This is a genomic window from Dorea phocaeensis, from assembly GCF_900240315.1.
GTDB lineage: Bacteria > Bacillota > Clostridia > Lachnospirales > Lachnospiraceae > Dorea_B > Dorea_B phocaeensis.
Genome location: NZ_OEPZ01000003.1, coordinates 101,216 through 113,540 on the forward strand (window position 1 = coordinate 101,216; position 12,325 = coordinate 113,540).

The window sequence follows — 12,325 nt, forward strand, 5'->3', positions numbered from 1 at the left end:
TTAGTGGGCATTGAATATCGATTTGCTAAGGCTTCCGGTCTTGAATAATGAAAATGCAAGAATCACGGTATAAGCCGCTACTGAAAACATTGCTGCATGAAGGTCACTGGATATGGTCATTGCATTTACTAAAACTGCATAAATTCCAACACAGACCATCATGAAGAATCCCTGAAATGCCAGTGCGAACAAGCCTTTTAAATAGTTGTTTCCGATATTGCCCCATTCCTTATTGGTCATGGTGGCAAACGGAATTGGTGCTATGGAAGTGTAAAGGTAAATCTCAATCATCCTGCCATACAAGATTACCGTAATGATAATTGACAGAATGTGCATGGTAACACTGATCAACATCGTTTCCATGGATAGCAGGAACAAATCCCCTAACTCCATATCCTCCAGGGCATCCACAATCCGTGTAATTGCTTCTGTTGCATCCACCGCAGTATTTCCTGATATCACCCCGGCGGCATTGTTGACCACATGCTGCCCAACGTCAAAGACCGCCATCGTGATATTGAACGTATTTGTCACCAGATAAATGGCTACATACGCTTTGAAAATCCAGAGGAAAATATTGTAAGTCTCAAATTCATGGAAATTGTTTTTCTGTGTTACCATCGTGATCAATTCATAGCACAGGACAAAGGTGATGATCAGTCCCGCAATGGGGACAATCACCGTCTGGGATATATTCTGAATCAGATTAAAAATCCCTGCATTCCATCCCTGCGGTGTCTGTCCCACCTGCCCGGCTATGGTTCCCACCTGCTCATTGACAGACGTGAACATGTTATCCAAACTTGACTTGATAAGCCCGATCAGGATATCCTTTATCGCTTCCGTAATTCTCTCAATGATGGTGTTCATCTACCACTCCTCTTAAGAGAACAATGTTGCCAGCTGTGGAATCAGGGTAGTTCCCAGCAGCATGATTCCGGCACCAGCCATCAGCTGTTTGATGCCCTGGCTCTTAGCACCGGATAGCGATAGGTAATCCTTTGAAGTTATCTCCGGATTTTCCCCCGCTCCACACCGTGCATGCGACTTTCACCGCACACGGCGCTCCATCGAATTCAGCCGTCCAGGGCTTTTAAACACAACTTACACACTTCGTTACAGCATTAAATTCAAAGAATAATAGGTGGCATTTCTGCCATAGAACGAAGTTTGTTAAGCTTTTCTATTTGTTTATTGTCAAGATTTAAGGATTTCAGATACTTCTCAATCGTAGGTTCTGAAGAAGCATGGATAAGGATATGAACCGCTTTGCTGACAAGAATAAGATTTGCGTATTCATCCGAACCGCCATTGCTAACCGGCACTTTATGGTGGCAGTGAATATCGTGAGAATCCATCGGAATTCCTGTCACTGCACATTTACCATACTGTGCCGCATACAAAGAAATACGGTTATCCGCATATTCAATGGTTCTGCCTTTTACAGGATTTCTCATCAGCCATAACATTGTCGCTGTGTCGATTGCAAGATTCTTATGAATCTGTTCCCGACCTTTGACCGTATATTTATTGATGGATTTCCTTTTATGCTGGGCATTCTTTGACTGGACATATCCCAGTGGAACCACCGGACGTCCATGAAGGAACCTCATCTGTCTGCTTGCTCCATATTTTTCTTTGATGAACCCATTTCTGAGTTGTCCCTTTTTGGATAAGTCACCTTTCAGTCTGTTTCTGAGCTGTTTGTTGATACTGAAGGCAAGTCTGCTGAAGTCATGAGATACTTCTGTAGAAATACAATAGTATTCATGAAGTCCGGCAACTACAGAGTTGTATTTCTGAAGCTGCATGAACTGAGCATTATCATCTGACGAATGAGCCAGTTTCTTTACTTCTTCCGAGACTTTTTCATGAGCCTTTTTGTATGCTTTATCGCTCATATGAGACCGAACTACATATTTCTTACCCTTTTTACGGACTTTCAGTTTGAACCCGAGAAAATCAGAATACTGTCTTTTGAGATTAACTACTTTGGATTTGTCAGGGCTGATTTCCAGCCCCAGCCTGTCCTTTAGCCATAACTCTGTTGCCTTGTATGCTCTTACAGCATCCTCATGTGTTGCGCAGAAAATTTTAAAATCATCTGCGTACCGAACTGCATGCATCTCTTTTAGTCTGCTCCGGCGCAGAGCCCTGTAGGCGTGGCTCTTAATCTCTGTTCCCTGCGCATTGCTCCTTGTTTTGAATTTTGTTTTTGTTGGCATCTGCTCCCACTGGGAAGCAATCCACCAATCCAGTTCATTCAATACGATGTTTGCCAGCAATGGCGACAAAATACCGCCTTGCGGGGTACCCCGTGTGGGATATGTTTTCTCCCCATTTGGCAGAACAACAGGTGCTTTCAGCATCTCTTTTATAATGCATAACAGCTTTTTGTCCCGGATTCCCAATGCCCATATCTGACGAATCAGCTTTGTATGGCTGATATTATCAAAGAAGCCTTTAATATCGAGGTCAACCACATGGTACAGATGCTGTACCTGTATCAGCCTCATGCATTGCGCAATAGCAGTCTCAGCGGAACGGTTCGGGCGGAACCCGTTGGAGTTCTCACTGAATTTTGCTTCACATATCGGCTCCATGACCTGCAAAATACATTGCTGTACGATCCGATCTACGATAGTTGGAATTCCCAGAGGTCTGGTCTTTCCATTGGGCTTTGGTATCTCCACTCGCCTTACGGGTCGTGGATGATAATTACTGAATTGTTTCCGTATGAGACGGACGTATTCTTCCTCGCTTAACTTTGCAAGGTCGGCTATCGTCCTTTTATCCACTCCCGAAGTATCACTTCCTGTATTCTTCTTTATCGTTCTGTATGCAAGCTTGATATTTTCTTCACTCTCGATGATTTCCATCAGATGGTTGAAGGTTTTATCTTTCTTACTTTCTGCATACAGCCTGTCAAAAGTACCTTCCATGTCGTAATACTCTGAGTTGCGGATTTTTCTCTGTTTACTTTTCCTTTCTTGCTGCCCCGAAGTCAACACAGGCATCCTCTCCCTTCGGTTTGGATTTTCTTTGTCATACTCGAAGCTGTGTTTGTTGTGTTTTCATTTTCTTTGCTGAATTCGACTTGTGGCTATCCCTCCACCGCTTACTTATTCACGGCTTCACAGGTACTGTGCCACTACTCTCACTGGAATAAAGAATGGTTATTGCCCTCTCGCGAAGGTATTCCCATCCACCACATCATTGGCTTGCAACCGCCTCCGTATCCCCAGCTTTCCACGTTCCGATATTCCTATCATTGGACATCTTTAGGTTCTTCCTCTAAGCCTGTATCTGGTCATGCATAACCGCACCGCCTGTAACGATGCATGGACTTTCATAACAACCAATTTTACTCGCCCACAGATACCACCATGAAAGGTGTACCGCCTTTCGACAGCATCAACGTTTAGACTCGTACATTCGGAATTTCGTCAGTATTTTCATACATTCTCACCATGGATATCCGACCCCCGGCATATAGGCAACACCATCCACCTCTGGACAGCTTTCGTGTCTGGTCTGAAGACCAGTCTTACGGTTGCTCTCTGCCGACTTCACCGAGCTCTATAAACTTTTGGAGAGAGCCGTTGCATGCTCCCCGCCATTCGGAGTATCAGGGTGGCGCTTCGGGACGTTACCCCCTCATTTCACCCATCGGAATATCAGTTCTCCAAAGTTTCGGGCTACAATTGCCCTTCGACTTTGTGCGCAAGCTTTTCACTTACGAACGTGTCGCACGATTGTCATTTCCATATCCTTCCAGAAGGTTTACGACACCCCACACGCCAAGACCTGCGCCGATTGCGACTACAAGAGTTTTTAAAGTTGTAATTGCACTGCTAAAAAATGCCATATACATTCACCAAAACTGACTTTTTTCAGGTGTTTACGGGAATGAAAAAACACCGACTAAAAAGCCGGCGCACCTAATGTCAGTTATTCCTTTCCTCATTATTTTTCGTTCATTCCCATGGTTACTCCGACAGCTCCACCTGAATTACCTCCACCTCTTCTTCGGGTTTCGGTGTGTACTGCGGATTTAACTCTTTTTCTACTTTGTATCGGTTTTTCTCATTTTCATCTGCAAGAAACCGATAATTTTTGTGTTTCGTGATATCATATTTGTCTGAGAAAAATGGTCTGGCACCACGAATCTGCAGGATACATTTTCCTCCATCCATGACTGCAATCTCATCTTCTGTCATCAGCTGTTTGCCTGTTTTCTGGTAATTCAATCCAAAGGACTTCTGATTGCTCCTCGTTTCCGAAGTGTTATACAGATCAATGGTTTCCTTACCCAGAAGTTCACTCATTTCCTTTAAGGTAGTTTTCTCTTTTCCACCAAGAAATAGTGTAGTATCACAGTTACCCAGAATGGTATCTGCACTATCCTTATACATTGCCTTTAGCTGACTCTGTGACTGCAAAATAATAGAAGCAGAGATTTCCCTGCTTCGGATAGTTGCAATCAGCTTGTCAAACTGAGGAATTTGCCCGATGTTGGCAAACTCATCAGCGATGACACGCACATGCACCGGAAGTCTTCCTCCATATTCATCATCTGCCTTATCACAAAGCAGATTGAAAAGCTGTGACTGTAACATGGCAATCACAAAGTTAAAGGTTGTATCTGTATCGGACATAATCAAAAACAAGGCTGTTTTCCTGTCCCCAATCTTATCCAGTTCCATTTCATCATAAGACATGATCTCACGAAGTTCTGCGATATCAAATGGTGCCAGCCTCGCACCACAGGAAATAAGAATACTTTTGGCAGTTTTGCCAGCCGCCATTTTGTATTTTTTATACTGTCTGACCGCAAAGTGCTGCGGATCCCTTTCTTCCAGTTCCTGGAACATCATATCCACTGGATTCTGGTAAGTTTCATCCTCTTCACGGGTTTCGCTTTCATTCAAAAGATCCAGAAGGGTATTCAGATTCTTTTCCTCTTCATCCCCTTCATACCAGATAAAAGCAATCAATGCTGTGTACAACAGCTTCTCTGCTTTCACCCAAAAATCTTCGGAAGCTTTTTCCCCTTCGCCTTTGGTATTTACAATAATTGTTGTCACCAGCTTCAGGATATCTTTTTCAGACCGTATATAAGCAAATGGATTGTAATGAAGGGACTTGGAAAAATTGATGGTATTCAGAACCTTAATCACATATGGCTCATGTACCACTTTTCCAGATTTATCTTTCATAATATTTCCATTCTTATCTTTCTTAGGTGGTCCCTTTGCTAACATCTTCCCGCACTCTTCAATCAAAGTGCCTTTCGGATCTGTAATGACCATGGAACAGTTCATCTGCATAACCGATGGTTTTACGAAAAAACGTGTCTTACCGGAACCACTGCCGCCGATGACCACTATATTTTTATTTCTTGCATACTTTGGCTGCTTCGGTCTGCTCTCCATGGTCAGTGCTTCTGTTGCTGTCAATGGAATGTTCATCCATGGATCTTCCGACATATAAGGCTTGATATCCTCTGCGGTTCCCCATCTGGCTGAACCATACTCGATGCCTTTCCGTAATTTCTTTGCGTCTGCCTGTTTCTGCCAAACCAACACTTTCAGAACGACTGCAACAACAATACCTGCTAGCAGATCTTTCCAATTATTGCTTAACACAAAACCAGCAAAAATCCGGTCTGCGTGTTCCATTGCATATAAAAGTTTGTTCCCCATATCTTCTCCCGGACTGTTCCGGTAAAGAAAAAATGCCCGGTCTGCATAGAAAGCAGCCAGAGCATAAGGGATATTTGTAAGAACCAGTTTCTTTTTATCCAGGGCGGACAGCTTACCCCCGATTTTATTCTTCCACTTCTGCATCAGAGTTTTGCCGCTTATCTTTTTCATCGACTCTGCTCCTGATGCCGGTTCTTTACTTTGTCCTTCGTCTTCTTTGGCATCATTGCCCGGTAAGCTGCAAGACGCTTATGAATGGAAGGCTTATTCGCTTTTTGAATCTGTTTCTGGGAAAACTCACGGAAAGCAGCATTGAGGGCATCCTGATCACGTCCCTTGAAAAATACCAGATAAACCGGAGGATCTTTGCTCTTGTCTTTTTTCAGAGCATAATTGATCCCGTATTTTCTGGCATACCGTTCAAAGGACTTGATATTTTTGTCCGTGATCTCGATATTGACCATCCCGGCATTCTGTTTTGCCAGCTCTTTTACCGTGACCTTTCCCTGTTTCGGCTGATTTTTCTGTGCTTTCTTCTCTACTGATTTCTGCTTCTGATGACGCAGATACGCAACAAGAACCTTTTTCAACAGGTCAGCCGTAATCTTAGTAGCCCGAATACAGAACGTGACCGTTTTCTGAGTTACCTCTTCCTGCATGACTTTTCCCTCCTTTCAGCGATTCAACTGCTGTCCATATCTGTAATCATGGCAATCACCCCCTTTAATGAAAAAAACAGATTAACCGGTAATCAGGTTCTGCACCTGTACGAGTTTTTCTGTCCCTTCTTCTTTTCTCTTATCTTCTCCACCACAATAGATGGGAACACACATTTCAAGTATTCTGCTGTAAATACGCTGATGGGCAGTATCTAAATCTGCCGATTTCATTTCATTCAGTCCCAGATTCGTTGTTACGATCAGCGGAAGCATTTTACAATAACGGCTGTCTATCACATTATAGACCTGCTCCAGGGCAAACTCGGAATTTCGTTCTATTCCCAAGTCATCAATAATCAGCAGCGGATAATCCACAAGATTTTGTATAATCTGGTTCTTATCTGCCTGATAGCTGGTCATTTCATTTAAAATTCTGGAAAAATTCGTCATCATGACACGTTCTCCCTGTTCCAAAAGTGCATTTGCAATACAGCCTGCAAAGAAACTTTTCCCAGTTCCAACTGGTCCCATCAAAAGCAATCCTACATTTTTTCTCTTCATATCTGTCCAGTTTTCTACATACTGCCTGGCAATTAGTATCTTCTGATTGCTTCCATTGTCATTTTCAAATTTCCATTCCCAAAATCTTCTTTCCCGAAGTCCGACGGATTTTCTCTGATAAAGCAGCCGCTGTGCTTCTTCCCGCTGCATCTTTTCATCCAGTTCCCGTCTGGCTTTCACCTCACATTCGCACAAACAGGACACTACATGCTCAAATCCCATCAGACTGACTTTCATCTGTTTTCTTTTTCCACAGGTGCCACAATGAAGACATCCCTCTTCGTCCAGATAATCTGCTGTTACTTTGTTTTCCATCACAGGCTTTCTCCTTCCTGAAATTCATATTTATCCATTCCTATCCTGGTTCCATCCCTTTCTGCCCAAAGACAGATTGTTGCAAAATGGTTCTGATACTCTTTTCCACTGGATTTCATATAAACAGAAAGATGATCAATCCGTTTCTGGTAATCCCATGGAAATAGCGTCATCAGCTCCTGCAGTTCAGCTTCCGACAGAACAACATTTTTAAATCTACCATACTGACTGAATTTTTCTTCCCAAGCGGGAGTATTGCCCTTACTCTTATCAGTATGATTCTTTTCAGTCTTATTTATCTTAGTATTACTTCCATCCAGATTCTTGCAGTCCGGACTTCTATTTTTTTGCGTTCCGGACTTCCAGTTTCTTGCAATCCGGATTTCCAATTCTTTGCAGTCTGGATTTCCAGTTTCTGGCGTTCCAGAAGCAAAGTATCTTACTGGCTTTCCTCTGATCCGTTTCACAAAATTTTTCACATATATGACAGAAGGACGATTATTCCCCTGCCGATACCGTTCGATCAATCCAATTCCATGCACACTGTCAAGCTCATAAAGAAGCTTTGTTACTGTTGTATGCGACATTCGCAACAGCTCCTGCAATTCTGCAATCGTGTAAATGATATAGACATAACCATCACTGTCAATCCAGCCATTTTTCTTGGATAGACTGATTCGATCAAGCAGAATTCCGTAAAGAAGCTTTGCGTCTGTGGACAGGCTTGCAAACTCTTTTTCTGTGAACAGAGCTTTTGGTATCCGAAAGAAAGAAAACTGGTCAGATTCTTCTGCTCTGAAATATTCAAAATCTGCCATAGCTTATTTCCTATTCTTCCTTATTATTAAAATCACACCCTGCTGCACTGCCTGTTCCATGACACATCTCATTAAACACAAAATTGAAGCACATCATTAACTCACTCAGATAATAATTCCTTGCTTCTTTATTGCAGGCATACATATCCTCGATATAAACCTCCTCGTTTCCATTCATTCGTGCGATCGTTTCCAGAACTTTCATAAACTTCTTATTAGAGCAGCACTCATACTGTTCATTTACATATTTCTGAATTTCTAGCACACGTTCAGGATTTCCATCAAATACAGATAACACGCCAAATGCCAGATCCATACCAAACTCATAGCCATCGGCTTCTATGGCATCAATATCAAGATTACCTTCTTCATCGTAATAGCCCCGCTCTTCCATAGGAGTCAGTGGTGTCTCATATTCATCCAGATATCCCATATCCGCAATAGTTTCCAAAATATCTCTGGATGCTTTCACCATCTTATCCATAATAATTTCTCTTTCTTCCATCGGCATATTTGCCATAATTCTGTCTAATGTCATCATTGATTCTTCCTCCATCTCATTTTCATAAATATCATTGATATAAAAGTGGTTCGCCTTTCCATTGTTCGGAATAATGCGCACCAGATTTCCAATCTCCACCAGTTCCTGTACTGCCTGATCTACACCATATCTGGTCGTATTCAAGTCTTTTTTCATTTCACTTTTCGGATAGATTACAAACAAATCCCCTTCACCATCTACCCAGCCATTCTGCACCGCAAATTTTAAACGATCCAGAAATAAGCTGTATAAAATCTTTGCTGTATTTGACAGATTCTTGTATTTATCCATCTGGAACAGCATCTTTGGCACCTGCAGACAATCTACCGGCATATACTCCATCTTACTCATTGATTGTTTCCTCCTTCTGTTTGTACAGCACTTCGGCTGAAGTAATATTGATTTCCAACATACCCACAAATACCTGATAATACAGCAGGCATATCTGTTCATCCTCTCTTGCCAGATACAGTCCTTCCAGTTCATTGGACGGATGTTTCATTCCATATACTGCCTGACAGATATCATGGATTTTCTCACATTCCACACTTCTAAGATGCATCTCCAAGGTGTGGTTAAATCTCTGCCAGTCCTCCAGTTTCTGATTTACTGACATTATGCACTGGAACAGTTCCGCCGCTTCACATGCTGCTGACAGCACTACATTTTTGTTATTGATACTTCCATCGGCATTTTTCATATGCCCTACCATATACGCCTGATCTACTGAAACCATCTTTTATCCTCCTATCTAAACGGCATTTCTTCTTCCATGCCCTCCGGTATCTCTAAGAACCCTTCCGCATCTTCTGGAAACGGTGGTCTGTCAACCATTTTTGCACCTGCAAATTCAATCCTGTTTGCATACACTTCGGTGGTATAAATCTTTTTCCTGGTATCTTTATCTTCATAATTACCCGTGACAATCTCGCCTTCCACCATGACCTTCGTTCCCTGTATCAGATAATCTCTGGCAAATTCTGCTTTCTTTGCAAAAGCTTTTACCGGAATGAAACTGACTTCATCGGAATAATTTCTTCTGACTGCCAGAACAAACTTGGCAATCTTATGAAGTCCTTTTTCATTCTCCACTTCGTTGTATCCGGGATTTCTTACCAATCGCCCGGAAATAACTGTTGTATTCATTGGCTTACCCCTCCTATGCTTTCATTGATTTGTAACAGATACCGATACATGGTCCACATTTTCCATAGGCACATCCGTAACATTCATCTTTTTCCAACTCTTCTTGCTTCATTTCATCGGCAAACATTCCTAACAGTGTTGTATAAATCTTTTTCATTGCCAGGAACTTTTCTTCTGCTTTTTCCATCTTCTCTTTGTAAAATGGGATCAGTTCACGAAGAACTGGATGGAAACGTTCATTTTCATCATCCCAGGCACAGGTTTTCATCATACAGCGTGGCTGTTTCTCATAATTTCCCAGATAATACGGGCAGAACGTACAGCCTCTTTCTTTAACAATTTCCACCGGAATCACTGGCATCTGACTTTTGATTTCTTTTGTTACATGCTTACTTTCAATTCGTTCTCTCATCTTAAAAATCCTCCAAGTATATATATTTGCAAAAGGGATTTCCCCTGAATTGCCTGATTTTGGGCACAAAAAAAGAGGCAAGCTTACGATTTTATTTTCGCAAGCCTGCCTCTTATCAAATATTCAATTATTTTCCGATGATATATCGTAAGAAAACGTATACCGCACGGATTACATACACTGGAATCATGATACTTCCAATCAAAGCTCCAATGATGACACTTAATGCAGTCATCCCAAGTGTTGCTGTTATATCCATTCCTTTTGGAATCAGGATCAGCCGCATTTTATGTATTCCAAATGGAAGTCCGGAAAGAAATATCCACCAGAACAAGTCTGTCTGTCCACTGACTTTCATGATGGTGGATACCATCCAAAACCAGAATAGCATAAATGCCAGTGGCAATATTGATTTTTTAATTACATCTTCTATCATCATCTTTTCATTCCTTCTGTCCAACTTCGCATATCATATTATTGTTTTTCTGCCCAGGATGCCAGGAGCATAAATATCACTTCTTCCATCTGAGCTTTAGAATATGACTCAGGAAAATACTGTTTCAGCTTTTTCGCCGGAATCTGTACCTGTACTTTCTCAGTACTTTCATTCATACAGATCTGATCAATCTCTGAATACGTCAACATCTGCTCTTTTGAAATCTGCTTCAATTCCTTTGCCTGCTTCATGGACGGTACCATATTGTGATTACTCATATACTGAAGCAATATCTGTTGTTCTTCACTTCTCAAATATGAAACTTCAACAGCTGTATTAAAGGGAAGCTTCTTCTCGTCTGCCAGTTCTAAAAACTCTGCTATCAACTCTGTCAGATGAATATATCGAAGAATCTGCCTGGAACTATCTCCTGTATTCTGACTGACTTCTTCCGCCGCCAACTTCTTGCCAAGTTGGCAAGAAGTTAAATCAGATCGTTTCCCCTGACGCTTTAACGCCTCGTATTTCATTTTATAAGCGAATGCCTTTTCGCTGATCAGCAGCTCTTCTCGCTGAATGTTGGAATCTACCATGATCACCGTCGCTTCATCATCCGTAAGATCTTTGATGATAACCGGCATTTTCTCTAATCCTGCAAGTTCACATGCTCGTTTTCGCCTATGACCAGCTACCAGCTCATAACCACCAGACTCTCTCAACCGCACAATACCAGGAACCAACACGCCATATTGTGTAATGCTTTCTGATAATTCTTCCATTTTCTTATCATCTTTTACTTGAAACGGGTGATTTGGAAATGGATGAAGGCTTCCTATTTCTATCTCGCAAATTCCATTGTTTGTTTCTTCGTTTGTTCCAAACAACGCATCAAGTGGCTGTAAGGAAATGGGAGTTGCTCTTTTTTTAGATGGCATCTTTCAGCACCTCCTCCGTCACTCTCCGATAAGCTTCTGTAGCTTTGCCTTTCGGATCATAAGAGAAAATACTCTGTCCTTCTCTGACTGCTTCCTTCATTCTTACAGAAAATGGAATATAATTATCAAAGATATGAATTTGACTTCCATATACATTTCTGAGAAGTTCCATATTATTTCTGGCATCATTTGTATGCGCATCGACCATCGTGAACAGAATCCCACCGACTTGCAACTTCGGATTAATCTGCTTACGAACCTTACCGATTGTTTTTAACAACTGCTGCAAGCCTTTGATTGGCAGGTAGGACGCTTCAACTGGAATGAGGACTTCATCTGATGCAGCCAGCGCATTGATCGTAATCATTCCCAATGATGGCATACAGTCAATAATGACTGCATCATATTGATCCTTGATACCATATAAAATCTGTTTCAATACATATTCCCTGCTCATTGCATTTACCAACTGTACTTCCGTACCTGCCAGTCCAATGTTAGAACAGATAATGTCTATTCCCTCTGCCTGATGTCTGATATAACAGTCTGAAGGAATATCTTCATCTTTCATTACTGCATCCATAAGAGCTGTAAGTGTTTCATTACTGTCATCACAATCACGATATCCAAATCCTGCGGATACATCAGACTGTGGATCGGCATCTACAATCAACACTTTCATATTCTTTTGTGCTAATCCTACTGCTAAATTAGCTGTACATGCGGATTTTCCCGTTCCCCCTTTTTGGTTTACAATAGAAATAATTCTAGCCATTTTTCATCACCTTTCATCGTCG

14 protein-coding genes and 1 pseudogene are annotated in these 12,325 nt (G+C 41.7%); all 15 read right to left on the reverse strand.

The window, feature by feature from the left end:
* The gene (locus C0979_RS07515) at positions 1-870 is read right to left on the reverse strand and encodes a VirB6/TrbL-like conjugal transfer protein, CD1112 family (RefSeq protein WP_055039902.1); all 870 of its coding nucleotides are present in this window, start codon (positions 868-870) and stop codon (positions 1-3) included.
* A 12-nt stretch (positions 871-882) separates the two neighbouring features.
* Positions 883-981: pseudogene (locus tag C0979_RS07520) on the reverse strand (Maff2 family mobile element protein); the annotation flags it as partial.
* 149 nt (positions 982-1,130) lie between these two features.
* The gene (gene ltrA / locus C0979_RS07525) at positions 1,131-3,017 is read right to left on the reverse strand and encodes a group II intron reverse transcriptase/maturase (RefSeq protein WP_101695384.1); all 1,887 of its coding nucleotides are present in this window, start codon (positions 3,015-3,017) and stop codon (positions 1,131-1,133) included.
* A 719-nt stretch (positions 3,018-3,736) separates the two neighbouring features.
* Positions 3,737-3,868, reverse strand: coding sequence for a Maff2 family mobile element protein (locus tag C0979_RS07530; RefSeq protein ID WP_026650183.1), 132 nt, complete (start codon positions 3,866-3,868; stop codon positions 3,737-3,739).
* A 121-nt stretch (positions 3,869-3,989) separates the two neighbouring features.
* Positions 3,990-5,849, reverse strand: coding sequence for a VirD4-like conjugal transfer protein, CD1115 family (locus C0979_RS07535; protein ID WP_330379096.1), 1,860 nt, complete (start codon positions 5,847-5,849; stop codon positions 3,990-3,992).
* 23 nt (positions 5,850-5,872) lie between these two features.
* A complete protein-coding gene (locus C0979_RS07540; protein ID WP_008371518.1) occupies positions 5,873-6,364 on the reverse strand; it encodes a PcfB family protein in 492 nt (163 codons plus the stop codon).
* Positions 6,365-6,445: 81 nt separating this feature from the next.
* Positions 6,446-7,240, reverse strand: a complete 795-nt coding sequence (locus C0979_RS07545) for an ATP-binding protein (RefSeq protein ID WP_101695386.1) — start codon at positions 7,238-7,240, stop codon at positions 6,446-6,448.
* The gene (locus C0979_RS07550; RefSeq protein ID WP_101695387.1) at positions 7,240-8,058 is read right to left on the reverse strand and encodes a replication initiator protein A; all 819 of its coding nucleotides are present in this window, start codon (positions 8,056-8,058) and stop codon (positions 7,240-7,242) included. The genes C0979_RS07545 and C0979_RS07550 overlap by 1 nt, the downstream gene beginning before the upstream one ends.
* 10 nt (positions 8,059-8,068) lie before the next feature.
* Positions 8,069-8,950, reverse strand: coding sequence for a replication initiator protein A (locus C0979_RS07555; protein WP_054337280.1), 882 nt, complete (start codon positions 8,948-8,950; stop codon positions 8,069-8,071).
* Complete coding sequence (locus C0979_RS07560; RefSeq protein ID WP_101695388.1) at positions 8,943-9,335, reverse strand: hypothetical protein; 393 nt, start codon at positions 9,333-9,335, stop codon at positions 8,943-8,945. Before C0979_RS07560 ends, C0979_RS07555 begins: the two co-directional genes overlap by 8 nt.
* An 11-nt stretch (positions 9,336-9,346) precedes the next feature.
* Positions 9,347-9,745, reverse strand: coding sequence for a single-stranded DNA-binding protein (locus tag C0979_RS07565; RefSeq protein WP_054337281.1), 399 nt, complete (start codon positions 9,743-9,745; stop codon positions 9,347-9,349).
* A gap of 13 nt (positions 9,746-9,758) precedes the next feature.
* Positions 9,759-10,157, reverse strand: a complete 399-nt coding sequence (locus C0979_RS07570) for a hypothetical protein (RefSeq protein WP_044921493.1) — start codon at positions 10,155-10,157, stop codon at positions 9,759-9,761.
* A gap of 127 nt (positions 10,158-10,284) precedes the next feature.
* Positions 10,285-10,596 (reverse strand): DUF6050 family protein, encoded by a 312-nt coding sequence (locus C0979_RS07575; RefSeq protein WP_054337282.1) that lies wholly within the window; start codon positions 10,594-10,596, stop codon positions 10,285-10,287.
* A gap of 35 nt (positions 10,597-10,631) precedes the next feature.
* Complete coding sequence (locus C0979_RS07580) at positions 10,632-11,528, reverse strand: ParB/RepB/Spo0J family partition protein (RefSeq protein WP_101695389.1); 897 nt, start codon at positions 11,526-11,528, stop codon at positions 10,632-10,634.
* A complete protein-coding gene (locus C0979_RS07585) occupies positions 11,518-12,303 on the reverse strand; it encodes a ParA family protein (protein WP_054337283.1) in 786 nt (261 codons plus the stop codon). Before C0979_RS07585 ends, C0979_RS07580 begins: the two co-directional genes overlap by 11 nt.
* Between the last annotated feature and the right edge of the window lie 22 nt (positions 12,304-12,325).

Excerpts from the sequence above, each read along its gene's own strand:
- C0979_RS07515 (WP_055039902.1), bottom strand. The coding sequence starts at position 870 with ATGAACACCATCATTGAGAGAATTACGGAAGCGATAAAGGATATCCTG.
- C0979_RS07530 (WP_026650183.1), bottom strand. The coding sequence starts at position 3,868 with ATGGCATTTTTTAGCAGTGCAATTACAACTTTAAAAACTCTTGTAGTC.
- C0979_RS07570 (WP_044921493.1), bottom strand. The coding sequence starts at position 10,157 with ATGAGAGAACGAATTGAAAGTAAGCATGTAACAAAAGAAATCAAAAGT.
- C0979_RS07535 (WP_330379096.1), bottom strand. The coding sequence starts at position 5,849 with ATGCAGAAGTGGAAGAATAAAATCGGGGGTAAGCTGTCCGCCCTGGAT.
- C0979_RS07575 (WP_054337282.1), bottom strand. The coding sequence starts at position 10,596 with ATGATGATAGAAGATGTAATTAAAAAATCAATATTGCCACTGGCATTT.
- C0979_RS07565 (WP_054337281.1), bottom strand. The coding sequence starts at position 9,745 with ATGAATACAACAGTTATTTCCGGGCGATTGGTAAGAAATCCCGGATAC.
- C0979_RS07555 (WP_054337280.1), bottom strand. The coding sequence starts at position 8,950 with ATGAGTAAGATGGAGTATATGCCGGTAGATTGTCTGCAGGTGCCAAAG.
- C0979_RS07580 (WP_101695389.1), bottom strand. The coding sequence starts at position 11,528 with ATGCCATCTAAAAAAAGAGCAACTCCCATTTCCTTACAGCCACTTGAT.
- C0979_RS07540 (WP_008371518.1), bottom strand. The coding sequence starts at position 6,364 with ATGCAGGAAGAGGTAACTCAGAAAACGGTCACGTTCTGTATTCGGGCT.
- C0979_RS07550 (WP_101695387.1), bottom strand. The coding sequence starts at position 8,058 with ATGGCAGATTTTGAATATTTCAGAGCAGAAGAATCTGACCAGTTTTCT.
- C0979_RS07585 (WP_054337283.1), bottom strand. The coding sequence starts at position 12,303 with ATGGCTAGAATTATTTCTATTGTAAACCAAAAAGGGGGAACGGGAAAA.
- ltrA (WP_101695384.1), bottom strand. The coding sequence starts at position 3,017 with ATGCCTGTGTTGACTTCGGGGCAGCAAGAAAGGAAAAGTAAACAGAGA.
- C0979_RS07560 (WP_101695388.1), bottom strand. The coding sequence starts at position 9,335 with ATGGTTTCAGTAGATCAGGCGTATATGGTAGGGCATATGAAAAATGCC.
- C0979_RS07545 (WP_101695386.1), bottom strand. The coding sequence starts at position 7,240 with ATGGAAAACAAAGTAACAGCAGATTATCTGGACGAAGAGGGATGTCTT.